Source organism: Nitriliruptor alkaliphilus DSM 45188, from assembly GCF_000969705.1.
Lineage (GTDB): Bacteria > Actinomycetota > Nitriliruptoria > Nitriliruptorales > Nitriliruptoraceae > Nitriliruptor > Nitriliruptor alkaliphilus.
Window position 1 is genome coordinate 1,616,999 of record NZ_KQ033901.1, and the last position, 24,743, is coordinate 1,641,741.

The window sequence follows — 24,743 nt, forward strand, 5'->3', positions numbered from 1 at the left end:
CTGCACGCGACGGCTGTTGCCGCGCGCGGGAGTAGCGTCCCGCGGGGGTGTCGAACGACGGGGTGGTGATAGGGGTGCCGAGGTGAACACGGTGTGGCCGCTGATCGGCCGTCGAGGCGACCTCGAGACCGTTGCAGGCGCCATCAGACGCACCGGATCGGCCGGGGCGGTCGTGACCGGACCGGCGGGTGTCGGCAAGACCCGTCTGCTCGACGAGTGCGTCCGCCTGGCCGAGGACGCCGGTTACACCACGTTCCGCGCGGTGGGTAGCCGGGTGCCGTCCGAGCTCCCCCTCGGCGCCCTCCTGCACCTGCTGCCGCCCGACGTGGGGGACGACAGCTCCGAGCTGGCGCTCGTCCAGGCCGCGCGGCGCGGACTGCGCGAGCGTGCCGCCGGCCGCCCAGCGCTGCTCTGCATCGACGACGCACACCTGCTCGACCCGTCGTCGCTCGCGCTCGTGCAGCAGCTCGCCCTCGCCCGTGAGGCCACGGTCGTGCTCACCGTCCGAGAACCGGACCCGGTACCGGAGCCGATCTCGCAGCTGTGGCGCGATGGCCACGCGGCGCGCGTGGCACTCGCGCCGCTGACGGTCGAGCAGGTCGATGCGCTGCTGCACCGCAGCCTCGGGGCCCCGGTCGCACGCGCCACCCTGCACCAGATCACGCGGCTGGCGGACGGCAACGCGCTCTACCTCCGCGAGCTCGTCACGGGCGCCATCGACGACGGCACCCTCGTGCTCGAGGACGGCAGCTGGCGCTCCACGACCTCGCCCGTGCCCTCCCTCCGGCTGCGCGAGCTGGTCGCCGGCCGCCTCGGAACGCTCGGCCGAGCCGACCGCACCGCGCTCGAGCTGCTCGCGCTGGCCGGGCACCTCGGGGCCGCCGATCTCCGCGTGCTGGCGCCCGACGCCGACCTGGTGGGCCTCGAGGAGCGCGGCCTGCTGCAGGTCACCGCCGACCGACGCCGGGTCGCGCTGACCTCCGCCCACCCGCTGCACGCCGAGGTGCTGGTCGCAGACCTCGGCATGCTGCGGGCCAACGAGCTCCGCCTGCGGCTCGCCGACCACCTCGAAGGTCACGGTGCTCGACGTCGTGACGACCCCGTCCGCATCGCGGGGTGGCGCCTGGATGCTGGCGCGGCGGCGGGGGACACCATCCTCCTGCGGGCGGCCCGGATCGCCCGGTCCGCCCACGACTACGAGGGCACCGTCCGGCTCGCGACGGCGGCGCGGGAGGTCGCCTCCGGGGGCGCCGCGGCCGCGCACCTCGAGGGCGACGCGCGCTACCTGCTCGGTGACACCACGGGTGCCCACGCGACGCTGCGGGAGGCCTCCGCCGAGGCGACAGCCGGCGAGGACATCGTCGGCATCGCGCTGTCGTGGGCCGACGTGAGGTTCTGGGGCCTCGGTGACGGCGCCGGTGCCGTCGAGGTGCTCGAGACGGCTGCCGCACGCGTGCCCGCCGCCGCACCGCTGCTGGCGGCCAAGCGCGCGTCGCTGACGGTCTTCGAAGGTCGCCCGAGCGAAGCGCTGGTGGCGCTCTCGGCCATCCCGACGCAGGCGTCGGAGCGCGCCGACGTGCAGATGGAGATGGCCGCTGGCCTCGCCCACGCGTTGGCGGGACGGGCCTCGGTGGCCACGGTGGCCGCGGACGCCGCGGTGGAGGGCAGCGCGGTGCTCCGTGGGCCCGCCGGTCTCATCCACCCGGTCGCCCACCGGGCCACGGTCGCGCTCGCCACCCTCCACACGGGGCGCGTCGAGGACGCGACGGCGGTCGCCACCGCGGCCATCGACCAGGCGGCCGGCGACCGACTGCCGTTCGTCACCACCTGGCTCGCGCTGTTGCTGGCGCGCACCCACAGTTGGGCGGGTGATCTCGATCGCGCCGAACGCTGGGCGGCGGACGCGGTCCGGGCGGGGACGGCTGCCGGGCAGCCTGCGCTGACGCGGTGGGCCCGTGGCCTGGCTGCGACGGTGGCCGTGTGGCGAGGTGACCACGCGGCCGCCCGGGCATCGTTGGCGGCCGCCGACGCGATCGATCCGGGCAGCGCCGCCGTGTTCGAGATCGACGTGGTACGGGCGCGTGCCTGGCTGGCGGGCAGCGAGGGACGCCTGGAGGAGGCCGCGACCGACCTGGAAGGGGTGGCGGCTGCCGCGCTGGCGGCCGGTGCCAGCGGCCTCGCGCTGGGCCCCGCGTCCGATCTGATCCGACTCGGTAGACCCGAGCGCGCCCTGCCGCTGCTGACCCGTGCGATCGCCGACGTGGAGGGCGAGCTCGCACCGCTGTTGTCGGATCAGGCGCGAGCCACCGCCGCGGCGGACGACGCGGCGCTGGAGCAGGTCGCCGGGCGTTTCGAGGAGCTCGGGTGCCTGCTCCTGGCGGCCGAGGCGTGGGCGACCGTGGCCAACCTGACCGCGGGGCGGTCGTCACGCCAGGCTGCTGCGGCGTCCGCCCGGGTGGCGATGCTCCGAGCGCGGTGCGGGGGCGCGAACACCCCGGCACTGGTCACCGGCCCGGCGGCGACGCCGTTGACACCCCGGGAGCGTGAGATCGCGCTGCTCGTGGCCGGCGGCCTGCCGAGCAAGGAGGTGGCCGAGCGGCTCGTGGTGTCGCGACGGACGGTGGACAACCACCTGCAACGTGTCTTCGCGAAGCTCGGCATCTCGCGTCGGGCGGACCTTCCCCGCGCGCTCGGGCTCGAGGAGGCCGGCGGGGTATCAGGTGAGTAACGGTTACTCACGTCCTCGGGCGGGCTGTCCGCCACGCTGGGGGACCCCGAACGGAGGCCCGTCGTGACCCCCGATGCCATCCGCCGCGTCAACGCCACCCTGGACCGGTGCGACCTCGAGGCGCTCGCCGCGGCCTTCCACCGCCACCTGTTCTCCGCCCACCCCGAGCTGCGCGAGATCTTCCCCGACGACGTGGTGGCCCTGCGGCGCAAGTTCGGTGACGAGTTGCGGGCCATCGCCGCCGCGATCGTGGACCTCGATGGGTTCGTGACCCGCACGCGCGAGCTCGGCCAGCGGCACGCCGGCTACGGCGTCGGCCACGACCACTACGCACCGGTCGGCGCGGCCCTGATCGCGGCTTTCGAGAGCGAGCTGCCGGACGTCGAACCGGCCGACCTCGACGCCTGGCGGCGTGCCTTCACCCTCGTGGCGGAGACCATGATGGAGGGTGCGTCGGCCAACCCGTTCTCCGGGGTCGGCAGCAGCTGACGGATCCCCGTCAGCGGGCGGGGGGTTCCTCCGCTGCGTGCACGACCGCGTCCTCGACGATGTGGGCCACGTGTTCGTCGACCAGCTCGTAGACCACGTGCCGCCCCTGTCGGACACCGTCGACCAGGTTGACGGTGCGCAGGAGCGCGAGGTGCTCCGACACCCGCGGTTGTGCGACCCCGAGGGCGTCGACCAGCGCGGTGACGTCTCGAGGGCCGCGGGCGAGTTCCCGGACGATGGCGACCCGGAGCGGGTTGGCCAGCGCGCGGAAGATGGCGGTCGCGCGCGCGACCGCCACCTCCTGGTCCGTACTGGCGCCCGTCACCGCGGCGCCGTCCCCGCCGGTCTGCGGCTCAGTGCTCGTCGTAGTGATCACCGTGCGCTGCGTGCCGGTGGCCATCGTGGACGTAGTCCACGTGATCGCCGTGCTGGACGGTGTCGTGGCCACATCCATCGCCGTGCTCGTGGTCGTGCGGGCTCGCGATCACGTGCAGGTCGCTGACGTCGCACTCGTCGACGTGATCCTCGTGCGTACGGTGGGCGTGACCGTCGTGCAGGTAGTCCACGTGCCCTTCGTGTTCCACGGCCACGTGACCGCAGTCGGGCGCGTGGGCGTGGCGGTGCTCGTCGTGCACGGTGCAGGTGGCGCTCACGGGTGACTTCCTGGTCGGGAGGCGCCCACGTTACATCGATGTATCGCGATGTCAAGATGTGTCATCGCCCCTCCGTCCGGGGCTCCGGCCCGAGCGCGACGAGGTTCGGAGCGTCAGACGCCGGGTACGTGCAGCTGTGGGCCGACCAGGGCGGCGTAGGTGGGACAGGTCCGCAGGAGCTGGTCGTGGGTCCCCGTCGCCACGGTGCGCCCCTCGTCGAGGACCACGAGGCGGTCGGCGGCGAGGATCGTCGACAGCCGGTGTGCGATGACGATCGAGGTGCGGCCCTGGCGGGCCTCGGCGATCGCCCGGGTCAGCGCGCGTTCACCGATGGGATCCAGCATGGACACGGACTCGTCGAGGACCAGCAGCGGCGCGTCGTGCAGCAACGCCCTGGCGATGGCGACCCGCTGACGTTCGCCGCCCGACAGTCGGGCGCCACGTTCACCCACCACGGTGTCGAGACCCGCCGGGAGTGCCGCGACGACGTCGGTCAGTTGCGCTGACTCGAGCGCGGCCCGCAGCTGCTCGTCGTCCGCGTCGGGGGCACCGAGACGCAGGTTCTCGGCGAGGGTGGTGTGGAACAGGAACACGTCCTGGGGGACGAAGCCGACGAGGTCGTACAACCTGGACAGGCCGATCTGGCGCACGTCGAGCCCCCCGATGGTCACCACACCCTCGTCGGGGTCCGCGAACCGGACGAGCAGGCCGGCCAGGGTCGACTTGCCGGCACCGGAGTGGCCGACGAGCGCGACGGTCTCGCCCTCCTCGACGACGAGCTCGGCGTCACGCAGGGCGGGGCGGTCCGCCCCCGGGTAGGTGAACGTGACGCTACGGACCTCGACCCTGGTGCTGCGGGGCGTGGGGGCGGTGCCGCGGTCCTCGACGGCAGGCGGTTCGTCGAGCAGGGTGAAGACGCGGTCGGCCGCGGCGTTGGTGACGCCCCAGGTGCGGCTCGCGCCGAGGAGGGTGACGATCGGTGCGAAGGCGCCGCCGGCGAGCACCACCGCGACCGGGAGCCGGGTCGCCGGCAGCGTCCCGGCCTCGACGAGGGCCGCTGCCACCAGGAGCGCGGTCAGCAGGCCGGCGGCGGTGGTGACGGTCGTCGCCGCGCTCTCGAGCCCGGCACGCACGCCCTGTCGCCGCTGCGCTGCCACGAGCTGTGCGGTGCGGGCCTCGATGCGGTCGGCGCGGTCGCGCTCGGCGCCGAAGGAGACCACCTCGCGCAGGCCCTGGACCAGATCGAGCACCTCGGTGTTCACCGCGCCCGCTGCCTGCCTGAGGTCCGCGCCGTGCCGGTGGTTGCGGTGCCGGAGCGCCAGCGGCACCACCGCTGCGGCGAGGAGGAACGGCGCCGTCGCGAGCGCGATGGCGGGGTGGATCACGGCGACCGCCAGCAGGGTCAGCGGCGACACGATCGCCGCCACGATGACGTAGATGAGGGTGTGGGCGTAGAACATCTCCATGGCTTCGCTGTCGGCCATCGCCCGGGCGACGAGGTCCCCACTGCGGCGACGGATGAGCTTGCCGGGGGCGAGCCGGACGAACGCGTGGTACTGCCACATGCGCACCTCGCCGAGGATGCGGAACGCCAGCTCGTGGGACACCCACCCCTCCGCCCAGCTGGCGGCGCCCCGCACGAGTACCAGGGTGGCGAGCCACAGCAGCATCGGACGCAGCTGCGTGGTGGTCGCACCGTGGATCGCTGCCGCGACGGCGGCGGCCGCGACCGCCTGGCCGGCGACCTGGGTGCCCTGGTTGCAGGTGCCGAACAGCACGCTCAGGGAGAACGGCCGCCGGTACCCGGCGAGCACCGTCAGCATGCCTCGGCGCCCCGATCCGGTCGGGTCGCCGCGCCCGGGGGTCCAGCCGCTCACGCCGTACCTCCACGCACCCCTGCCGCCTGCGCCTCGACCAGCCGACGGAAGGCACCATCGTCCGTCGCGAGCAGCTCGGCGGGTCGGCCGGCTTCGACCACCCTGCCGGCATCGAGGACCACGACCTGGTCGGCGTCGCGGATCGTCGACAGCCGGTGCGCCACGATCACGGTGGTGCGCCCTTCGCGGACGCGCTCGATCGCGGCCTGGATCGCGGCTTCGCTCGCGCCGTCGATGCTCGAGGTGGCCTCGTCCAGAACCAGCAGCGGGGCATCCTTCAGCAGCGCCCGGGCGATGGCGATCCGCTGGCGTTCACCGCCGGAGAGGGTCGCACCGCGCTCACCGACGACGGTGTCGAGTCCGGCGGGCGCCGCGTCGAGGAAGGCGCTGAGGTGGGCATCGTCGATCACCCGCCGGAGCTGGTCGTCGCTCGCGTCCGGCGCGGCGAGACGCAGGTTGTCGGCGATGGTCCCGTGGAAGAGGTGGACGTCCTGCGACACCACCGAGGACAGCCGTCGCGCCTCGGTGAGCGGCAGCTCGCGGAGGTCGACGCCGTCGACCAGCACGCGGCCCGTGACCGGGTCGAGGTGGCGCAGGAGGGTGGCCACGAGGGTCGACTTGCCAGCCCCGGACCGGCCGACGATCGCCACCGTCGATCCGGGCGTCACCACCAGGTCGATCCCGTCGATCGCCGCTCGCTGCGCGCCGGGGTGGGTCACCGAGACGCCTTCGAAGCGCACCTCGGCCGGACCGGGTCGGGTGGGGCGCGTCCGACGGCCCGTGTCGCGCACCTCGGGCTCGGTGTCGAGCAGACCGAAGATGCCCGAGCCTGCGGCGACACCGTGGAACCCCTCGTGCCAGTAGTTCTGCAGCTCGAGCAGGGGGCGGAAGCACTCTGCGGCGAGGAAGAGCACGACCAGCAGCGCCCCTGCGTCGAGTGCACCCGTGGCCAGGCGCAGGGCGCCGACGCCGGTCGCGACCGCCGTCCCGACACCCATCGCGATCGAGATGATCGAGTACACCACGAGCGACACCCCGAGGTTGTTGACGGTCGCCTGGTAGAGGCGCGTCGTGGCGGCCTGCAGCTCGCGGCCGTGTCGCTCGCTGGCGCCGAGGAGCTTGAGCGTGGTCACCCCCTGGAGCGCGTCGAGCATGCGTGCGGCCAGCTCGCGGTAGGCCTCCCAGTGCTCCCGCCCCCGGTCGCCGAGCACACGGCTGAACAGCGGCCTGGCGAGCGGGACGACGAGCGAGGCCGCGAGGACCGCCCCCCCGACGACCGGGTCGAGGACGAACATGCCCGTGACGAGGACGGCCGGCGCGATCGCGGCGACGGCGGCCTGCGGCAGGTAGAACCCCACGTAGGCCTGGAGGTTCTCCACCCCGTCGGCGAGCGTCGCCTGGACGTCCCCGGCACGGTGACCGGTGGTGTAGCCGGGACCGAGCGTCAGCACGTGGGCGGTCAAACGTCGGCGCAGGGCGACCTTGACCACGCCGGCGCAGTGGTGTGCGGCGACGTCGTGTGCCCAGCCGGTCAACCCGCGGGCGCCGACCGCCGTCACCGCCAGCGCGACGGGCCCGGTGAGCTCGACGATCGCGCTCCCGGCGAGGACCCGTCGGACCGCCTCGGCGACCGCGAAACCGGTGGTCACCCCGGCCGCCGTGCCGAGCAGCCCGAGCAGGCAGGTGAGCGCCAGCGGCCCGGGAGCCGTGCGGATCGCCAGCCGGAGCAACCGTCGCTGGATGAACACCTGTCTCCTGTCAGCCGGCCAGGCTCTGGTGCACGAGGCACACCGGTCGCCCGGTCTCGGGATCGGTGATGACCGACGCGCGGACCCGGAACAGCGCGGCCAGCAGGTCCGGGGTCACCACGTCCTGCGGCGCGCCATCGGCCAGGATCTCGCCGTCACGGAGCGCCACGATGCGGTCGGCGAAGCGTGAGGCGTGATCGAGGTCGTGGAGGACCACGACGACGGTCAACGCGCGCTCGCGACGGAGCCGTGCGATCAGCTCCATCACCTCGAGCTGGTGGCCGACGTCGAGGAACGTCGTGGGCTCGTCGAGGAGCAGGGTCCGGGCCTCCTGGGCCAGGACGAGCGCGAGCCAGACCCGCTGTCGCTCCCCGCCGGACAGCTCGCCGACCTGACGCTCGGCGAGCACGGCCGTGTCCGTCAGGCGCAACGCTTCGTCGACCGCCTCCCGGTCGGCGGCGCCGGGCGGCCGGAGCGGTCCGAGGTGCGGGTACCGGCCCTGCTGCACCAGCTCGCGCACCGTCAGGCCATCGGGTGAGCCTGGGTCCTGGGGGAGCACGCCGAGCCGCCGGGCGACCTCGCGGGTGGGTCGCTCGGCGATGGGGCGGCCGTCGAGCAGGACGGTGCCCGACAGAGGCGTGTGGAGCCGTGCCAGCGAGCGCAGGACCGTCGACTTCCCGGAGCCGTTCGGCCCGACGAGGGCCACGATGCTGCCAGGGCGGATGTCGAGGTGGAGCGACCGGACGACGGATCGGTCGCCGTAGCCGAGGTGCAGGCCGTGCGCGCCGAGGGTCGGGGTCGGGTTCATCGCGAGGACCTCCGGAGCAGCGCCAGCAGGACGGGGGCGCCGACGACGGCGGTGACGGCGCCGACGGGGAGCGCTGCCCGCTGCGAGACGCCACCCATGGGGACTCGGATGGTCAGGCCGGTGGCGATCACGTCCGCGGTGACGAGGACCAGCGCCGACGCGAGCATGGCGACGGGGAAGAGGCGCCGGGCGTCGTCGCCGACCAGCCGCCGGGCCATGTGGGGGCCGACCAGGCCGACGAACCCGATGGCGCCGACGACGGCGACCGCCGCGCCGGTCGTGGCCGCGGCCAGCCCGAAGAGCACCAGCCGGGCCCGGGCGACGTCGAGGCCGAGCGCGTGGGGGACCGGGTCGGCGAGCGCGAGGAGACCGGCCACCCGGGCGGACGCCAGGCCCGCGGGCAGGACGAGCACGGCGGCCGGCCAGAGCAGGTGCCAGTCGGCCCAGGTCCGCGCGTGGAGCGAACCGACCAGCCACCGCATCACGCCGCCGAGCGGTTCCCCCGCACCGAGGAGCAGCAGCGACGTCACGGCCGCGAGGACCGCACCGAGCAGGACCCCGGACAGGATCAACGTCAGGGGCGATGCGACGCGGCGGCGCCAGCCCACGGCGTAGACCGTCGCCGCCGCCAACGCCGAGCCGCCCAGGGCGACGACGGGCAACAGCGTGCGGGGCAGCTGGCCGCTGGTCGCGGTCGTCGCGGCCACGACCGCCAGGACGCCACCCGCGGTGACGCCGAGCAACCCGGGTTCGGCCAGGTCGTTGCGTGTGGTCGCCTGCAGGATGGCACCGGCCAGACCGAGCATCGCCCCGGCGACCACGGCGATCAGCGTCCGTGGCGCACGCAGGTCCACCACGATCCGGTGCGGCGTGCCCTCGCCGCGGCCGAGCAGCGCATCGACCACGTCGGCCGGCGCGATCGACGCCGTCCCGACGAAGAGGTGGAGCACGCCGAGAGCCGCCAGCAGGGCCGCGAGCCCGAGCACCGTCAGCGTCGTGCCGCGGCCCGCGGGTGGGTGGGCGACGGCGGTCACGACGGCATCGAGCGGGCGCCGCGTCGCAGCAGCCACAGCAGGCTCGGCGCGCCGAGCAGCGTGGTGAAGACCCCGACCGGGATCTCGCGCGGGGCGAGCACCTGTCGGCCCACGAGATCGGCGGTGGTCAGTATCAGGGCGCCGGTGACGGCCGCGAGGGGCACCACGACACGATCGTCGGTGCGACCGGACGCGAGCCGGACGAGGTGGGGAGCGAGCAGCGCGACGAAGCCGATCTGGCCGCACACCGCGACGGTGGCGGCCGTCAGCGCGACCGCGACGACGAGCACACCGGCGCGGGTTCCCCGCACGGACAGCCCGAGGCCCGCTGCGACGTCGTCCCCGAGGCGGAGGACGTCGAGGGCCCGGGTCGACAGGACGGCGAGGAGCAACCCACCGGCGATCCACGGCGCGGCGAGCTGGACCGCGGGCCAGCTGCGGTTGGTGAGGCTGCCGAGCACGTAGAGCTGGAACAGCGACAGGTCGCTCGAGGTGCCGAGGCTGACGAGGCCCACGACCACGGCGTTGCACAAGGCCGCCAGGCAGGCGCCGATGAGCACGACACGCACCGGTTCAGGGCGATGTTGGGCGACCGCGAGCACCAGCCCCCCCACCGCGAGGCCGCCGACGAACGCCACCGCGGGCCCTGCCGCCAGCGGCACCGGCAGGCCGAGCACGAGCGTCGCCGCGACCGTCACGGCCGCTCCCGCGGACACCCCGAGGAGCTCGGGACCGGCGAGGGGGTTGCGCATCCCGCTCTGCAGCAGCGCTCCCGCGGTCCCGAGCGCCGCGCCCGCCAGGAGACCGAGGACCAACCGCGGGAGCCGGATCTGCAGGACCGACAGCCGAGCCAGCCGCGGCGCCTCCGGGTCGGTCACGGCCTCGAGCACGCCGGCCAGGGTCAGCTGCGGTGTGCCGAGGGCGAGCGACAGGTACGCCAGACCGGCGGTGGTGAGGCCGATGCCACCGGCCAGCGCGGCCACGCGGTGGGAGACGGTCCGCCCCGCCGTCGCGTCGAGCGACGGCGCGAGGGGCGTCAGGACCACGGCGACAGCGGCTCGGGGATGGCCTCGGGGTAGAGGAGCGGCATCACGGTGTCGAGCACGAGGCTCATGGTCTTGACGCTCCGGCCCGTGGCGAACCAGTCGGTCTCGACCTCGTGAACCGCGCCGCTGCGCACGGCGGTCAGCTCGGACCAGAGGGCGTTGTCGGCGAGCTGTTCGGAGAGGGGAGCGGCGCTGTCGTCGAACGCGAAGGTCTGGACGAAGATCACGTCGGGGTCCACCTCGAGGAGCCGCTCGACGGAGAAGTCGAGGAAGCCGTTGTCACCGGCCTCGGGCCACGGGTAGGGCGTGACCTCGGCCAACGTCCGACCGATGATGGAGTCCGCGGCGTCGATGCCGAAGTTCAGGTCGCTGCCGTACATCGTCACCGCGACGCGGTCACCCGGGCTCGCCGCCGCGTAGGCCTCCAGCGTCGCGTCGAAGTCGTCGATGGCGGCCTCGGCGACGTCCCGGTGCCCCGTGAGGTCGCCGACGGCACGCAGGTAGTCGCGGGCGGCGTCGAGGTCCGCGATCGATTGGAGGAACACGGGGGTGTCGCCGAGGGCCGCGGCCACGTCGGCGTGGACGCCCGCGGTGGCGAGGACGAGATCGGGTTCCGCTTCGGTGACGCTCTCGACGTACGGTTCGAAGAAGGAACCGGCCACCTGGGTGATCGTGGTCTCCGGCCCGTAGAAGCGCTCGTTGGTCACCATGCCGAACTGGGTCGAACCGACCGGTTCGAGGCCCAACGTGCTCAGTGCATCGACGCAGGCACCGTCGAGGCACACGATGCGCTCGGCCGGTGCGCTCAGCTCGATCTCGGTCCCGGTCGCATCGGTGGCGCGCGGCGCCGTCGCGGCGTCCTCGGATGCGTCAGCGGGGGTGGCGGCGTCCTCGGCACCGCTGCAGGCGGCGAGCAGCAGCGCGAACGCGGACAGGGCGCAGGTGGTGGCGTGACGCACGAGGTCTCCAGGCGGGACGGGGCCGAGGACGGCGGTGGCGCGGCAGGAAGAGGAACGGTTGTGGGAACGGTTACCAACGAACCGAGGAGGTTCCTCGCGTGCACCCCGGGTGTCAAGTCCGACGCCGTCCACGGCGGTTCAGCTCGCGGTCCCGGCTAGCTTTCCGCCGGGGGCGGAGGTGTGGGTGGTGCGTGTGGTGGCGCGAGCACGACGTGGTCGTGGCGCTCGACGTCGGGCAGGTGCGCTCGGCGTGGTGCTCCTGCTGTCGGTCGGCGCGCTCACGGTGACGTCGGCCACCGCGCAGGTCGAGACGCAGGACGACGCGTCCCCTGGGGCCGACGGTCCGGTCGTGACGGTGCTCGCGCGCAACCTCTACCTCGGCGCGGACGTGGGGCTGGCGCTCGAACTGCTCCCCGACCTCGGTGCCGCGGCGCAGTCGATGTGGGAGCAGGTCGCGGCGACCGACATCGATGCCCGCGTGCCCTCGCTGGCCGCCGAGGTGGCCCGCCACGAGCCGCACGTCATCGGGCTGCAGGAGGCGACGACCTGGCGGTGTCGCCCCGGGAGGATCGGCCGGTCGCAGGTCGTCTACGACTTCACCGAGACGTTCCTGGAGGCCACCCGTGACGCCGGCGTGGGTTACGTCATCGCGGAGCTCGACGGGCACCGGGCCGAGAACGTGGGCTACAGCATCCCGATCCTGCCGGTGTCGACGGTCGAGGACCCGGACACGTTCCAGCCGTTGTTCGGTCGCGACACGGCGACGTGCGGGTTCGCGATCGGGGACGCGCTGCTGATCCGTGAGGACCTCGTCGGTGGACTGCGTGCGGTCGGCACCAGCGAGTTCCGGGACCGCTACTCGGTGGTGCCCGTCGTCATGCCCATCGACCGCGGCTACGCCTGGGCGGACCTGCGCATCGAAGGCAGCACGGCCCGGTTCGTGACCACCCACCTCGAATCGCTGTGGGACCCGGGCGAGGAACCACACTCCTCGCGGCAGGCACGTCAGCTGATCGACGACCTGGACCAGACGCAGCTGCCGACCATCATCGTCGGCGACCTGAACGCTGACCCCCGCGACCCGCGTGGCGCGGACGACGCCAACCCCGCCGGCCAGCCGCAGGCGTCCGAGGCGTGCGATCCTCAGGTGGACGATCCGACCGCCCTGACCGCGGACGCGAGCTGCAACGCCTACTGGCAGCTGCGGCAGGCGGGGTTCGAGGACGCCGGTCCCGACGTCGACGACCCGGAGCACTTCACCTGGGGCACCAACGCGCTGCTCGCCGGACCCGACCCGACCCGGCTCGAGGCGGCGCTGCAGCGGGGGAACCCGTGGGGCTTCACCGACCGCCTCGACCACGTGCTCGTGCGCGACGTCGCCGAGGTCGTCGACGCGCTGATCATCGGCAACCGGTGGCCCGACGGTGAGGACGTCTGGGACTGCGACCACCCCGACCAGATCGCGGACACCGCCGCCGCCACCCGCCGCCTGGAGGAGGCGGGGGCGTCGGGCGAGGGCGAGGTGATCCGCGACGGCGGTGTCTGCCTCCCGACCGACCACGCCGGCGTGGTGAGCCAGATCCGTCTGACGCTGAACGACGCGGATGCCTCGAGCCCGCGGCTGCCCGAGCACGCGCGCACGCCCGGGTGGTTCTGGCCGCTGGTGGGGCTCCTGCTGCTCACGCTCCTGCTCGAGGCACGCCGCATCCGCCGCCGGTCCTAGCCGGGCGTCGACGCCGCGAGCGGGCTCGCGTCCCCGCCGAGCGCCTCGACGATGCGCCGGACGTTCTCGACCATCATCCCCACGTAGGAGTGCTCCGGATCGCCGGGTTCACCCGGCAGGGTGTCGTCGGCCAGGTCGCCGACGTAGGTGGCTCCGGTCTCGTCGGCGATGGTCGCCGCGACCGACGTCGGGAACTCCTCGGCCCCGAACACCGCCGGCACGTCCTCCGCGCGGATCTGGTCGATGATGGCGCGCACGTCGCTGGCCGACGGTTCGGCGTGGTCGCTCGGCTGGACGGCGGCGACGACCTCCACCCCGTAGGTCCGGCCGAAGTAGGTCCACGCATCGTGGTAGACCACGAGCTTGCGGCGGTCCTCGTCGAGGCTGTCGACCGATCGCTGGATGGCCTCGTCGAGGGCCGTCAGCTCGTCTCGGAAGGCGTCGGCGCGGGCCGCGTAGCCGTCCGCGCCATCGTGGTCGAGCCCGGTGAGCGTGGCCTCGATCACATCCACGTACGCGAGCACGTTGGGCACGCTGGTCCACACGTGGGGGTTGACGCCACCGTGGCTGTGGTCGTGGTCGTGGCTGTGGTCGTGGTCGTGGCTGTGGCCGTGGTCGTCGTCGTGCCAGTGCTCGTCGGACAGCGCGTCCTCGTCGAGCGCCTCCTCCCCGAGCAGCACCAGCGGCGTGCCCTCCGGCAGGTTGGCCTCGGCGAGCGCCACGGCTGCCGGGTTCAGGTCCAGGCCGTTGCCGATGAACGCATCGGCGTCGCTGAGCGGCACGACGTCGCTCGGGCGCGGTTCGTAGGTGTGGGAGTCCATCCCCGTCGGCACGAGGGTGTGGACCTCGCCGCGGTCACCGAGCACCCGTGCCACCAGGTCCGCGATGGGTGCGACCGTCGACACGATGCGTAGCTCCGGGCCCGGCGGCTCCTCCGCGGGGTCGGCCTCGTCGTCGCCGGTCGCCAGGTCGGCGGGCGATCCGCCGTCCGTCTCTCCGGCTGCCCCATCGGGCGCCGCGGCGGCAGCGTCGCCGTCTGCGTCACCGGCTGCGCCGCACGCGGAGACGGTGACGGCCATGGCGGCGATCGCGAGCCCGGTCGCCCAGCGCTGGTACCTCATCGGTCGGAGCTCCCGTCTCTGTTGCGAACAGCTCGCAACAGGCTACGAGCTGGGGCTGGTCCCCGCCAGGTGAGGTGACCCCTCGCGGGCGTGCCGCACCGCACGTCGGGTCGCGGCCCCCGTGCCCACCAGCGCCACGGCAAACAGGGCGGTCGCCACGAGGACGATCGCCGCGCCGCTCGGCACGTCGACGTGGAACGAGACGTAGAGCCCGGCGACGCCCGAGGCGACGCCAGCGGCGGTGGCCAACGTGAGCATGACCGGGAACGAGCGTGTCAGCACGCGGGCGAGCGACCCGGGGATGACGACCGCTGCCGCGACCAGCAGCACCCCGAGCACCCGCACGGAGGCGATCACGACGCCGGCGGTCAGGACGTTGATGAGCACCTCGACGGCGCCGGCGCGGACGCCGGACGTCCGCGCCACCTGTGGATCGAAGGTGACGAACACCAGGGGCTTGTAGAGCACGAACAGGGTCACGGCGAGGGTGACGGCGACGCCGGTGGCCAGCCAGAGGTCGGTCGAGGTGACGCCGAGCACGTTGCCGAACAGGATCGCCTCGGTGTTGATGCCCGGGGTCCGGCTCACGCTGACCGCGACGATGCCGACGGCGAACATCGCCGTCGTCACGGTGCCGATGGCCGCGTCGGCGTGCAGGCCGCGGTGACGTGCGACGCGATCGATCAGCACCGCGCTGAGCAGCGTGGCCACCACGGCACCCGGGTAGATGCCGTAGCCGAGCGCTGCACCCACCGCGACGCCCCCGAGGACGCTGTGCGCGAGCCCGTGGCCGATGTAGCTCATCCGCCGCAGCACCACGAAGGTGCTCATCGCTCCGCAGGCGCCCCCGACGAGCACGGCAGCGAGCAGCGCACGGGTGAAGAAGCCGTAGGTGAGCGGCTCGGTCAGGAGCTCCACGCCCGACCTCCCGCCGCCTCGCCGTGGTCCTCGCGCCGCGGGCCGAGCACCGGATGCTCGTCGGTGACCACGATGCGGCGGCCGTCGCGGAGGACCCGCATCCGGGCCCCGTAGGTGCGTTCGACCAGCGCTTCGGTCAGCACCTCGTCGGGAGCGCCGTCGGCGAGGATGGAGCCGTTCAGCAGCGCGATGCGGGGCAGTTGCGCCGCGACCCAGTTGAGGTCGTGGGTGGTGATCAGGACCGTCATGCCGTCCTGCCACAGCTCGGCGACCAGGTGGAGGATGTCGTGGCGTGTGGCGAGGTCGACGCCGCTCGTCGGCTCGTCGAGCAGCAGCACCTCGCAGCGCCGGACCATCGCGCGGGCCAGGAAGAGGCGCTGCTGCTGGCCGCCCGACAGCTCGCGGATGTGCCGGTCGCCCAGCGCGCCGAGGCCGAGACGCTCGAGCAGTTCGTCGGCTCGCCGCCGCTCGGCGCGCGAGAACCACGGCACCCACCGGGAACCCGCGGTCGCGCCGAGCAGGACCGCCTGGCGGACCCCGAGCGGGAAGTCCCAGTCGATGCTCCCGAGCTGCGGCACGTACCCCACGTGGGGCGAGCCACGCTCGCCGACGGGGTCCCCGAGGACGCTGACCTCACCGCCGTGGCGGGTCGCCTGGCCCGTGAGCGTGCGCACCAGCGTCGTCTTGCCCGCCCCCGAGGGCCCGACGATGCCGACGAGGGCGCCGCGCGGGACCGACCACGTGAGGTCGCGCAGGACGGTGGTCCCGCGGTACCCAGCACTGAGCCCCGAGAAGGTGATGCCCTCGGCGGACGTGGCGGGCACGGGAGCTCCTGCGGTTGGTTCGCAACAACAGCAGGGTAGGGGCCCGTGCTCGTTCCGGGTCGGGATCGGTCGAGCCAGGTGCACGGGGGTGTCGATCAGGCCTGGGCCGCCTCCGCTGCCTGCACGAGGCGCACCATCGCGCCACGGGCCTGCCCGGGTTCGTCGAGCACCCCGTCGAAACCGAGGCGACCGAAGGCGAGGCCGCTGGCGCCACCCGGTTCCGACGGTGCGAGGTCGATGCGGACCTCGAAGCCGTACCGGTCACAGGTGGTCATCGTGACCCCGGTGACCTCGCCCTCGACCGGCAGGAACGCGGCCACGATGGTCGCCAGCGCGTCGGCGTGGTCCTCGTTGCAGTGGGTGACGATGCGTTCCTGTGCCGCTGCGTCGACCGGATCGGCCTCGGCCGACGCGTACCCCGCGGGGTCGACCCAGCTCATCTCGCCGAAGCCGCGGACGTACCGGATGGCCTCGACGTCCAGGCGGTGCACGGCGAAGTCGGGGAAGCGGGCCCAGAAGGCCCCCGGGTGGACGACGAGGTAGGCCTCCATCGCCGCGTCCTGGTCCGCCTCGGCGACGCGGGTGACGCGGCCGACGAGGGTGGCGCGGGCCGCAGCGAGGCGACCGGCCCCGTCCCCGCCCTCGGTGACCAGCAGGGAGGCGCGGTCGTCCTGGTCGAGGTTGCGGGTGTGCTCGGCCATCGTGCTCATCAGCACCAGCGGCGCGCCGCGGTCGTCGAGGGCGAACGTCACGATCGATCCGAACGGGTAACCCGCCGGGTCGATGGCCAGCGTGCTGAGCGTGCCGTCGACCTGCCCCGCGACGAGGGTCCGTGCCCGCTCCGCCGGTGAGGGCGTCCGGGCCCCCTCGTGGACGTAGGTCGGGGGCCCACCACGGCTGTGCGGGTCGTCGCTCACGCGGGGCTCCTGGTCGGCGGCGGACGGGGGCACCGTAGGCGCTGGCGGCCGGGCGTCGGAGCCCGAGGCGGTCCGGATCTGGACCGAGTCCAGACGGGTTCGGCTACCCTCGAGCGTTCGCGACGGCGTGCCTGGAGGAAGACCGTGAACCACCAACCGAGCGAAGCGGTCGAGATGTACTTGCGCACCGTCCTCGAGCTCGAGGAGGAGGGTGTCACGGCCCTGCGGGCGCGGCTGTCGGAGCGGCTCGGGCTGTCGGCACCGGCGGTCTCCGAGGGGGTTGCACGCCTCGAGCAGGCCGGCTTCGCCGTGCTCGGCGCCGACCGGACCATCACCCTGACCGAACTCGGTCGCGAGCGTGCCGAGCACGTGATGCGCAAGCACCGCCTCGCCGAGCGCCTGCTCGTCGACGTCCTCGGTCTCGAACGCGAGCACGTCCACGAGGAGGCGTGCCGTTGGGAGCACGTCATCTCCGACCGGGTCGAGGCCAAGCTGCTCGAGTTCCTCGGCAACCCGACGACCTCGCCGTACGGCAACCCGATCCCCGGGTCGGCCCCCGACGGGCACGAGCCGGTGAGCCTGGCGGACGCCGCGGAGGGTGCCGTGACGATCCGGTACTTCTCCGAGCACCTGCAGCGCGACCACGACGTCATCCAGCAGCTCGACGCGGGCCGGATCTGGTCGGGGACGACCGTCGAGGTCGCTCGCGGCCCCGGGTCGGTGACCCTCGAGCACGACGGCGAGCAGGTCGAGCTCGATGCCGAAGAGGCCAAGCTGGTGTTCGTCACCCCCGCCTGACCCTCGCCGAACGGCGGTGGCCGTCACCTCCCGAACGGCCTCCACCTCGTGCGTCCATCCGGCCGAGGACGTGACCGGGTGGCGCAGGCCTGGTCGCCACGAGCGCGGCGCGTCCGCGTATGAACGTCGTCCGAGGCGGTGCCGCCGCCCGACGACGACAGGAGCGTGACGTGGGCATCATCGGTTTCATCATCCTCGGCATCATCGCCGGCTACCTCGGCCGGCTGCTCATGCCCGGCCGACAGAAGATGGGCTTCCTCGCCACGGCCGTCCTCGGGATGGTCGGCTCGGTGGTCGGTGGGACGATCGCGTCCCTCGTGTTCGAGGGCAACCTGGACCTGTCCGCCGCGGGGTTCCTCGGATCGATCGTGGGTGTGATCATCGTGCTGATCATCCTGCAGGCCACCGGGAACACCAGTTCGAGCCGTCGCTGACGGGTCGGAGGCGCGGCGGGAGCTGCTCTGTGCCCGCCGCGCCTGCCGACGTGCGGCTGGCGAAGCGCCGCACGTCCCGTCGGCGGGGGTGGGCGAGGCTGCGCCCCGACGGGGGTCGCTAGCCTCGGCGTCCCTTCCGGACCGATCGGGTCACGCGCTTGCCTTCGACGACGGGGCCACTGGCCGCGCCGCCGTACCGCCGCCTCGCCGAGCAGCTGCTCGCCTGGAGCGAGCGGACGCGGCGCGACCTGCCGTGGCGGCGCACGCGCGACCCCTGGGCCGTGCTCGTCAGCGAGCTGATGCTCCAGCAGACGCAGGTCGCCCGGGTGCAGCCGCGCTACCTCGCCTTCCTCGAGCGCTTCCCGGACCCCGCCAGCTGCGCCGCCGCCGCGCCCGGTGAGGTCGTCCGTGCGTGGGACGGCCTCGGCTACAACCGCCGTGCGATCAACCTCCACCGGGCGGCGACGGTGATCACCGAGCAGCACGGTGGCCGCCTGCCCGAGGACCTCGACGGCCTGCTCGCCCTGCCAGGGGTCGGCCCCTACACCGCCCGGGCGGTCCTGGTGTTCGCCTTCGAGCGCGACCACGGCGTGGTCGACACCAACGCGGCGCGGGTGATCGCGCGAGCGGTCGCCGGAGGTCGACTGACCGCCCGGGAGGTGCAGGAACACGCCGACGAGCTCGTCCCGCTCGGTCGCGGTTGGGAGTGGAACCAGGCGGTGCTCGACCTCGGCGCCACCATCTGCGTGCGGCGGGCGCCCCGTTGCGGCGAGTGTCCGGTAGCGGCACGGTGCGCCTGGGCTCAGCGCGGCCACGACGACCCGGACCCCGCCGACGGCAGCGCCGGCACCTCCTCGGGCCAGTCCCGGTTCGAAGGGTCGGACCGGCAGGGCCGTGGCCGCCTGGTGCAGTGCCTGCGCACGGGCCCGGTCGAGCTCGACCGGCTGGCCGACGCGGCAGGCTGGCCGGACGATCCGGACCGTGCCCGACGGGCCGCCGACAGCCTCGTCAGCGACGGGCTCGCGGAGTACGCCGACGGCCAGCTCGCACTGCCCGCCTGACGTGCTGCTCGAGGACGTCGTGGCCGATGCGCTCGCCGAGCTCGGTGGCGAGGGCACCGTCCCGGACCTGGTCAAGGCCGCGAAGCGGCGCGCCGGCCCCCGGGTGTCCCGGGCGGCGGTCGAGAAGGCGCTGCACGCCGGCGCGCGGTTCACCTGCGACGACCAGGACCCGAGGCGCCCCCGGTGGTCGCTGGTCGCGGCCGCCGATGCCCGATCCGCGGCCGATCCGGTGGCCACCGGGACCGACGCGGCCGGCGGTACCCGGGCTGCCCTGGATGCGCTCGCGCTCCGGGACTGGCAGGTCGAGGCGTTCGCGTCCTGGTCGGCGGCGGGCTGCCGGGGTGTGGTCGAGGCGGTGACCGGCACCGGCAAGACGCGGCTGGCCGTCGCCGTCCTGCGCAGCGTGGTCGGCGCCTCGGGGGGCACGGGGCGCGGCGTGGTCCTCGTCCCCACCCTCGAGCTGCTCGAGCAGTGGGTCCGCGAGCTGCGATCGGCCCTGCCGGAGCGGCGGGTCGGGCGGCTCGGCGGCGGCCACGACGACGACCTGTTCGCCTGCGACGTGGTGGTGGCCACCCCGCACTCCGCGGCGGCCGTCCCCCTCGACCTGCCTCCCGGCGCGACCGGTGTGCTCATCGCCGACGAGGCCCACCGCTACGGCGCACCGACCTGGGGTGCCGCGCTACGCGACGAGTTCACCCTCCGGCTCGCCCTCACCGCCACCTACGAGCGCGCCGACGACGGCGTCGACGACGTCCTCGCCCCGTACTTCGGCGAGGTGGTGACCCGGTACGGGTTCGCGCGGGCCGTGGCCGAGGGGACCGTCGCCCCCTTCCGGCTCGGCCTCGTCGGTGTCCCGCTGACCGCCGACGAGCGCATCCGACACGACCGGGCCGACCTGCGGGTCAAGCAGCTGCACCGCGAGCTGGTCGGCGTCCACGGGATGTCGCGGGACCCGCGCCGTCGGTTCGAGGCGGTGGCGGCCATCGTCGCCGAGGCCGAACGCACCGGCCGGGCCGGCCCGCACGTCGCCGCCTGCCGCGAGTACCTGGTCCGCGTGCGTGAACGTCGCGACGTCGCAGCGCAGGCCGCGGCCAAGCTCGAGGTCTGCACCGCGGTCGCCGCCGAGCTCGCCGGCCGCCGGACCCTGGTGTTCACCGACACCGTCGATCAGGCCGAGGCGGCCGCCGTGCTGCTGCGACGGGCCGGCCGCGAGGCCCGCACCGTGCACGGCGACCTCGCCGCCGACGAGCGCCGCATCCGCCTCGCGCTGTTCCGTCGGGGTGACGTCGACGTGGTCGTGGCCCCGCGGGTGCTCGACGAGGGCGTCGACGTGCCGGACGCTGACGTGGCTGTGGTGCTCGCGACCTTCCGCACGCGCCGCCAGCTCGTCCAGCGGCTCGGCCGGGTCCTCCGGGTCAAGTCCGACGGGCGCGAGGCCCGCCTGCTGCTCGCCCACGCGGTGGACACCGCCGAGGACCCGGCACGGGGAGGGCACGCCGACTTCCTCGACGACGTCCGGGACGTGGCCCGCGAGGTCGTGCGGCTCGATCTGGCCGCGGACCCCGCCGCGGTCGCTGCGTTCCTCGCTCCCACCTCCGTCCTCCCGGACGGGCAGTTCGGGCCAGGCGTGCGCTTCGAGCGCTAGTCTCGCGCGGCGAACGCGCGCGAGAAGGGGAGTGCGGCGTGGTGGACCTGGCGCGTGACGACGAGCTGCGCGCCGTCCTGGTCCTCCTCGCCCCCGGGTCGGTCCTCCGCGAGGGGATCGAGCGCATCATCCGCGCCGGACGCGGCGCCCTGATGGTCATCGGGTGGACCCCCGAGATCGAACCGCTGGTCTCCGGCGGTTTCGTCATCGACATCGCGGCCACCAGCCAGCGCATCGCCGAGCTCGCCAAGATGGACGGCGCGCTCGTTCTCGACGAGGGCAGCGAGCGCATCCTGCGGGCCAACGTCCACCTCGTGCCGGACCCGTGGATCGAGACCTCCGAGACCGGGACGCGGCACCGGTCGGCCGAGCGGACCGCCCGTCAGACCGGCGCGCCGGTGATCACCGTCTCCGAGTCGATGGGGATGGTCACCCTGTACCTCGGCGACCGCAAGCACGTGGTCGAGGAGGTCTCGGCGCTGCTGGTGCGTGCCAACCAGGCCCTGTCGACCCTGGAGCGGTACCGCTCGCGCCTCGACGAGGTGTCCGCCACCCTCTCGGCGCGCGAGGTCGAGGATGCGGTCAGCGTGCGTGATGCCCTGCTGTGCCTCCAGCGGGCCGAGATGCTGCGTCGCATCGCCGGTGAGGTCGAGGACCACGTGGTCGAGCTCGGCTCCGAGGGTCGACTCATCCGTCTCCAGCTCGACGAACTCATCGCCTCGGTCGCCGACGACCGCGAGCTGCTGGTACGGGACTACCTGGCCGACCGGCGCCGCAAGCTGTCGCGGGTGCTCGAGGACCTGACCCACCTGTCGACCGACGAGCTGCTCGACACCTCGCGGGTCGCCGAGGTGCTCTCGCTCGACCCGGACGCGCAGGACCGGGGGGTCACCCCGCGGGGCTACCGGCTGCTGTCGCGGATCCCGCGCCTCCCGGCGGTGGTCATCGAGCGGCTCGTCGAGCGGTTCGGGACCCTGCCGCGGGCGATGGAAGCCACCCTCGAGGAGCTCGGCGAGGTCGAGGGCGTCGGACCGGCGCGTGCCCGCTCCATCCAGGAGGGCCTGCGCCGGCTCGCTGAGGCGTCGCTGCTCGAGCGCTACGTCTGAATCTGCGCCGTGCGTGCTCCTCGGTCCCCGGGGGACCTCGTCCGCGCCACCGGCGACCGATCTGCGCCGTGCGTGCTCCTCGGTCCCCGGGGGACCTCGTCCGCGCCACCGGCGACCGATCTGCGCCGTGCGTGCTCCTCGGTCCCCGGGGAACCTCGTCCGCGCCACCGGCAACCGATCTGCGCCGTGCGTGCTCCTCGGTCCCCGGGGGACCTCGTCCGCGCCACCGGCGACCGATCTGCGCCGTGCGTGCTCCTCGGTCCCCGGGGGACCTCGTCCGCGGCGTCGCTACGTCCGTTCGGACGGTGGCCGTGGTCCGGAAAACCCCCCGTGACCTGCGGTTCCGCCCACCGCGCGCATCGACGTCGAGGGAGCTCGTGTGGTACGGTCGAGCCTCATCCAGCACGCGCCGTGGTGCCGTGAACTCCGTGTGGTCGCTCCCCTTGCTCGCTCCGCCGAGCCGTCCGGGGTGCCCTCCGCCGGGTCGACGGTGACCACCTCGACGCCCGCTCGCGGGCACTGCAGGAGCGATCTAAGTGGCGTACAGCGTCGGCGACACCGTCATCTACCCGCACCACGGCGCAGCGGTGATCGAGCGCAAGGAAGCCCGAGAACTCAAGGGGGAGTCGCGCGAGTACCTCGTCCTCCGCTTGACCTACGGCGATCTGACGCTGATGGTCCCGGCCGACGCCTGCGAGGAGGTCGGGATCCGCGACGTGGTCTCCAAGAAGGAGGTCGAGCAGGTCCTCGACGTCCTGCGTGAGCCCGAGGGTGCGGCAGCCGGCAACTGGTCCCGGCGGTTCAAGGCCAACTACGAGAAGCTGCGCTCCGGCGACATCTTCCAGGTGGCCGAGGTCGTGCGGAACCTCGCCGTCCGCGAGAAGGACAAGGGCCTCTCGGCCGGCGAGAAGCGCATGCTGACCAAGGCCAAGCAGATCCTGCTGTCCGAGCTCGCGGTCGCGATCAAGAAGGACGAGGAGAAGGCCGAGGAACTCGTCGAGCAGACCCTCGCCGAGGCGCAGGTCTGACCGACGGCCGCGTCGGCGTCGCGCCGCGCCGCTCCGGCGGCGGGAGCCGCAGCGCTGCGCTCGTGTCCGAGCTGCTGCGCCTCGGCATCGTGCTGCTGCTGACCGCGGGCGGCTACGCGGTGGGTGGCGGCCTCGACGACCTCGTCGATCGGCCGACGCCCGAGACGGTGCGCTTGATCACCTCGGTCCTCGGTGCGCTCGTCGGTTACGTGCTCGGCGGCGCCGCCGGCCGGGCGATCGTGCGGCAGGTCGACACCGCCGCGGCCCGGCTCGAACGGGTCTCCGCGGCGCAGTTGGTCGCCGCGTGCCTCGGGGCGGGCGTCGCCGGGCTGGTCGGGGTCGCGGTCCTGCTCCCCGTCCTCCTGCTGCCCTACCAGCGCTACACCGTGCCCGTCGTGCTCCTGGTGGTGCTCGTGCTCGCCTACGGCGGTGCACGTCTCGGCGCGTCGCGCGGGGCCGATCTCGGACGCTTCATCGGCATGCGCGGTCGGCTCGAGGTGGCGACCCCGTCGCGTGGCGGTGGGGTCAAGCTCGTCGACTCCTCGGCGTTGGTGGACGGGCGCCTGGTCGAGGTGGCGCGGGCCGGCTTCCTCGAGGGGACGCTGGTGGTCCCGACGTTCGTGCTCGAGGAGGTCCAGCGCCTGGCCGACAGCGGGGACCAGCAGGTCCGGCGACGGGGCCGGCGCGGCCTCGACCTGCTCCGGGTGCTGCAGGACGAGGCACTGGTCGTCGTCGAGATCTCCGACGAGGACATGCCGCGTTTCGCCGAGGTCGACGCCAAGCTCGCTGCCATCGCACGACAGCGGCAGGCACAGCTGCTGACCTGCGACAGCGGCCTGGCTCGCGTCGCCGAGGTCGGTGGAGTGCGGGTGCTGAACCTCCACGCCCTGGCCGACGCGGTGCGGCCGCCGGTGCTACCCGGCGACCAGTTGACGGTGCGGCTGCTGAAGGCGGGACGCGAGGCCGGCCAGGCCGTCGGCTACCTGGACGACGGGACCATGGTCGTGGTCGACGACGCGACTGCGGCCATCGGCCGTGAGGCAGCGGTGGACGTGACCTCGATCGTCACGGGGCGGCAGGGACGCATGCTGTTCGGCGTGCTGCGGGACGAGACGTGACCGCCGCGCATCCGGCCGGGGCACAGGTCGGTGCGGTGGTGGTCGCCGCCGGGCGCGGCGAACGGCTCGGCGGTGGGGTGCCGAAGGCGCTCGTGGAGGTCGGCGGTCGGACGCTGGTCGCCCGCGCCGTCGACGGGCTCCGCCGGGCTGGCGTGGCGACCATCGTGGTCGTGCACCCCCCGAGCGAGGCGGACGCGTTCGCCGCCGTCCTGCACGACACGTCGATCCTGGCCCCTGGCGGCGAGGACCGTTCGGCGTCCGTCCGTGCCGGCCTCGACGCCCTCCCACCGGATGTCACCCTCGTGGCGGTCCACGACGCCGCCCGGGCCTTCACCCCGCCCGAGGTCATCGCCGCTGCCATCAGGGCCGTGACCGGCGATGTGGTGGCGGCAGCGCCAGCACTACCGGTCGCGGACACGCTCAAGCGGGTCGACGGCGACGATGTGGTCGCCACGCTCGACCGTGCCGGCGTGGTCGCGGTGCAGACGCCGCAGGTCTTCCCACGTGCGGTCATCCGCGCCGTGGGAGTGGCAGGCGCGAGCGCGACCGACGACCTCGGTCTGGTCGAGGCGCGCCTGGCCGCCGGTGAACTCGACGGGCGCGTGGTCTGGGTCCCCGGTTCACCGCGGGCGTTGAAGGTGACCTACCCCGACGACCTGGTCATCGCCGAAGCCCTCGCGCGTGGCGAGGCGTCCGCGACCTGACACG

At 73.9% G+C, this 24,743-nt stretch carries 23 protein-coding genes; 11 read left to right on the forward strand and 12 right to left on the reverse strand.

Annotated features, from left to right (window positions below; genetic code table 11):
• The first annotated feature begins 82 nt into the window (after positions 1-82).
• Together NITAL_RS07665 and NITAL_RS07670 are read left to right on the forward strand one after the other, a co-directional pair.
• Positions 83-2,728 carry a LuxR C-terminal-related transcriptional regulator gene (locus tag NITAL_RS07665; protein ID WP_052665503.1) on the forward strand — a complete coding sequence of 882 codons (2,646 nt, stop codon included), beginning with the start codon at positions 83-85 and terminating at the stop codon, positions 2,726-2,728.
• Positions 2,729-2,791: 63 nt separating this feature from the next.
• Complete coding sequence (locus tag NITAL_RS07670; RefSeq protein WP_052665504.1) at positions 2,792-3,217, forward strand: globin domain-containing protein; 426 nt, start codon at positions 2,792-2,794, stop codon at positions 3,215-3,217.
• Positions 3,218-3,227: 10 nt separating this feature from the next.
• Here NITAL_RS07670 and NITAL_RS07675 read toward each other — a convergent pair whose 3' ends face one another.
• From NITAL_RS07675 to NITAL_RS07710, 8 genes are all read right to left on the reverse strand, one after another.
• A complete protein-coding gene (locus NITAL_RS07675; protein WP_211262264.1) occupies positions 3,228-3,593 on the reverse strand; it encodes an ArsR/SmtB family transcription factor in 366 nt (121 codons plus the stop codon).
• Entirely contained in the window at positions 3,571-3,870 is a 300-nt protein-coding gene (locus NITAL_RS07680; RefSeq protein ID WP_052665506.1) for a hypothetical protein, read from the reverse strand. Before NITAL_RS07680 ends, NITAL_RS07675 begins: the two co-directional genes overlap by 23 nt.
• A 113-nt stretch (positions 3,871-3,983) precedes the next feature.
• Positions 3,984-5,747, reverse strand: a complete 1,764-nt coding sequence (gene cydC, locus NITAL_RS07685) for a thiol reductant ABC exporter subunit CydC (RefSeq protein ID WP_052665507.1) — start codon at positions 5,745-5,747, stop codon at positions 3,984-3,986.
• Positions 5,744-7,495, reverse strand: coding sequence for an ABC transporter ATP-binding protein/permease (locus NITAL_RS07690; RefSeq protein WP_052665508.1), 1,752 nt, complete (start codon positions 7,493-7,495; stop codon positions 5,744-5,746). Before NITAL_RS07690 ends, cydC begins: the two co-directional genes overlap by 4 nt.
• Before the next feature lie 10 nt (positions 7,496-7,505).
• Positions 7,506-8,303, reverse strand: coding sequence for an ABC transporter ATP-binding protein (locus NITAL_RS07695; RefSeq protein ID WP_052665509.1), 798 nt, complete (start codon positions 8,301-8,303; stop codon positions 7,506-7,508).
• Positions 8,300-9,373 carry a FecCD family ABC transporter permease gene (locus NITAL_RS07700; RefSeq protein ID WP_083441326.1) on the reverse strand — a complete coding sequence of 358 codons (1,074 nt, stop codon included), beginning with the start codon at positions 9,371-9,373 and terminating at the stop codon, positions 8,300-8,302. Before NITAL_RS07700 ends, NITAL_RS07695 begins: the two co-directional genes overlap by 4 nt.
• On the reverse strand, positions 9,334-10,383 hold the full coding sequence (locus NITAL_RS07705; RefSeq protein WP_169786776.1) for a FecCD family ABC transporter permease: 1,050 nt from the start codon (positions 10,381-10,383) through the stop codon (positions 9,334-9,336). The genes NITAL_RS07700 and NITAL_RS07705 overlap by 40 nt, the downstream gene beginning before the upstream one ends.
• On the reverse strand, positions 10,374-11,342 hold the full coding sequence (locus NITAL_RS07710; RefSeq protein ID WP_052665510.1) for an ABC transporter substrate-binding protein: 969 nt from the start codon (positions 11,340-11,342) through the stop codon (positions 10,374-10,376). Before NITAL_RS07710 ends, NITAL_RS07705 begins: the two co-directional genes overlap by 10 nt.
• 250 nt (positions 11,343-11,592) lie before the next feature.
• Between NITAL_RS07710 and NITAL_RS07715 the strand changes: the two genes are divergently transcribed.
• Positions 11,593-13,065, forward strand: a complete 1,473-nt coding sequence (locus NITAL_RS07715) for an endonuclease/exonuclease/phosphatase family protein (protein WP_052665511.1) — start codon at positions 11,593-11,595, stop codon at positions 13,063-13,065.
• Here the strand turns inward: NITAL_RS07715 and NITAL_RS07720 are convergent.
• From NITAL_RS07720 to NITAL_RS07735, 4 genes are all read right to left on the reverse strand, one after another.
• Positions 13,062-14,186, reverse strand: coding sequence for a metal ABC transporter substrate-binding protein (locus tag NITAL_RS07720; protein ID WP_052665512.1), 1,125 nt, complete (start codon positions 14,184-14,186; stop codon positions 13,062-13,064). The two genes, NITAL_RS07715 and NITAL_RS07720, sit on opposite strands and share 4 nt — an antisense overlap.
• Before the next feature lie 42 nt (positions 14,187-14,228).
• On the reverse strand, positions 14,229-15,104 hold the full coding sequence (locus NITAL_RS07725; RefSeq protein WP_052665513.1) for a metal ABC transporter permease: 876 nt from the start codon (positions 15,102-15,104) through the stop codon (positions 14,229-14,231).
• Positions 15,092-15,928: a metal ABC transporter ATP-binding protein gene (locus tag NITAL_RS07730; RefSeq protein ID WP_052665514.1), complete on the reverse strand. Its 837-nt coding sequence runs from the start codon at positions 15,926-15,928 to the stop codon at positions 15,092-15,094. Before NITAL_RS07730 ends, NITAL_RS07725 begins: the two co-directional genes overlap by 13 nt.
• Before the next feature lie 95 nt (positions 15,929-16,023).
• Positions 16,024-16,845 carry a HugZ family pyridoxamine 5'-phosphate oxidase gene (locus tag NITAL_RS07735; RefSeq protein WP_052665515.1) on the reverse strand — a complete coding sequence of 274 codons (822 nt, stop codon included), beginning with the start codon at positions 16,843-16,845 and terminating at the stop codon, positions 16,024-16,026.
• A gap of 174 nt (positions 16,846-17,019) precedes the next feature.
• On the opposite strand from NITAL_RS07735, the gene NITAL_RS07740 reads away from it, so the two are divergent.
• The 8 genes from NITAL_RS07740 (at position 17,020) to NITAL_RS07775 (ending at position 24,739) form a co-directional block, all read left to right on the forward strand.
• On the forward strand, positions 17,020-17,643 hold the full coding sequence (locus NITAL_RS07740) for an iron dependent repressor, metal binding and dimerization domain protein (protein ID WP_052669515.1): 624 nt from the start codon (positions 17,020-17,022) through the stop codon (positions 17,641-17,643).
• 170 nt (positions 17,644-17,813) lie between these two features.
• The gene (locus NITAL_RS07745; protein ID WP_052669516.1) at positions 17,814-18,077 is read left to right on the forward strand and encodes a GlsB/YeaQ/YmgE family stress response membrane protein; all 264 of its coding nucleotides are present in this window, start codon (positions 17,814-17,816) and stop codon (positions 18,075-18,077) included.
• Between the two features lie 158 nt (positions 18,078-18,235).
• Positions 18,236-19,138 carry an HhH-GPD family protein gene (locus NITAL_RS07750; protein ID WP_211262266.1) on the forward strand — a complete coding sequence of 301 codons (903 nt, stop codon included), beginning with the start codon at positions 18,236-18,238 and terminating at the stop codon, positions 19,136-19,138.
• Between the two features lies 1 nt (position 19,139).
• On the forward strand, positions 19,140-20,783 hold the full coding sequence (locus NITAL_RS07755) for a DEAD/DEAH box helicase (protein ID WP_052665516.1): 1,644 nt from the start codon (positions 19,140-19,142) through the stop codon (positions 20,781-20,783).
• 41 nt (positions 20,784-20,824) lie between these two features.
• Positions 20,825-21,889, forward strand: a complete 1,065-nt coding sequence (gene disA, locus NITAL_RS07760) for a DNA integrity scanning diadenylate cyclase DisA (protein WP_052669518.1) — start codon at positions 20,825-20,827, stop codon at positions 21,887-21,889.
• A 536-nt stretch (positions 21,890-22,425) separates the two neighbouring features.
• Positions 22,426-22,917, forward strand: a complete 492-nt coding sequence (locus NITAL_RS07765) for a CarD family transcriptional regulator (protein WP_052665517.1) — start codon at positions 22,426-22,428, stop codon at positions 22,915-22,917.
• A gap of 62 nt (positions 22,918-22,979) precedes the next feature.
• Positions 22,980-24,035 carry a PIN/TRAM domain-containing protein gene (locus NITAL_RS07770; protein WP_052665518.1) on the forward strand — a complete coding sequence of 352 codons (1,056 nt, stop codon included), beginning with the start codon at positions 22,980-22,982 and terminating at the stop codon, positions 24,033-24,035.
• A complete protein-coding gene (locus tag NITAL_RS07775; RefSeq protein ID WP_052665519.1) occupies positions 24,032-24,739 on the forward strand; it encodes an IspD/TarI family cytidylyltransferase in 708 nt (235 codons plus the stop codon). Before NITAL_RS07770 ends, NITAL_RS07775 begins: the two co-directional genes overlap by 4 nt.
• Positions 24,740-24,743: the final 4 nt, after the last annotated feature.

What these genes read in the sequence shown, in the direction of transcription:
- NITAL_RS07720 (WP_052665512.1), bottom strand. Translation starts at nt 14,186, where the DNA reads ATGAGGTACCAGCGCTGGGCGACCGGGCTCGCGATCGCCGCCATGGCC.
- NITAL_RS07740 (WP_052669515.1), top strand. Translation starts at nt 17,020, where the DNA reads ATGTACTTGCGCACCGTCCTCGAGCTCGAGGAGGAGGGTGTCACGGCC.
- NITAL_RS07695 (WP_052665509.1), bottom strand. Translation starts at nt 8,303, where the DNA reads ATGAACCCGACCCCGACCCTCGGCGCGCACGGCCTGCACCTCGGCTAC.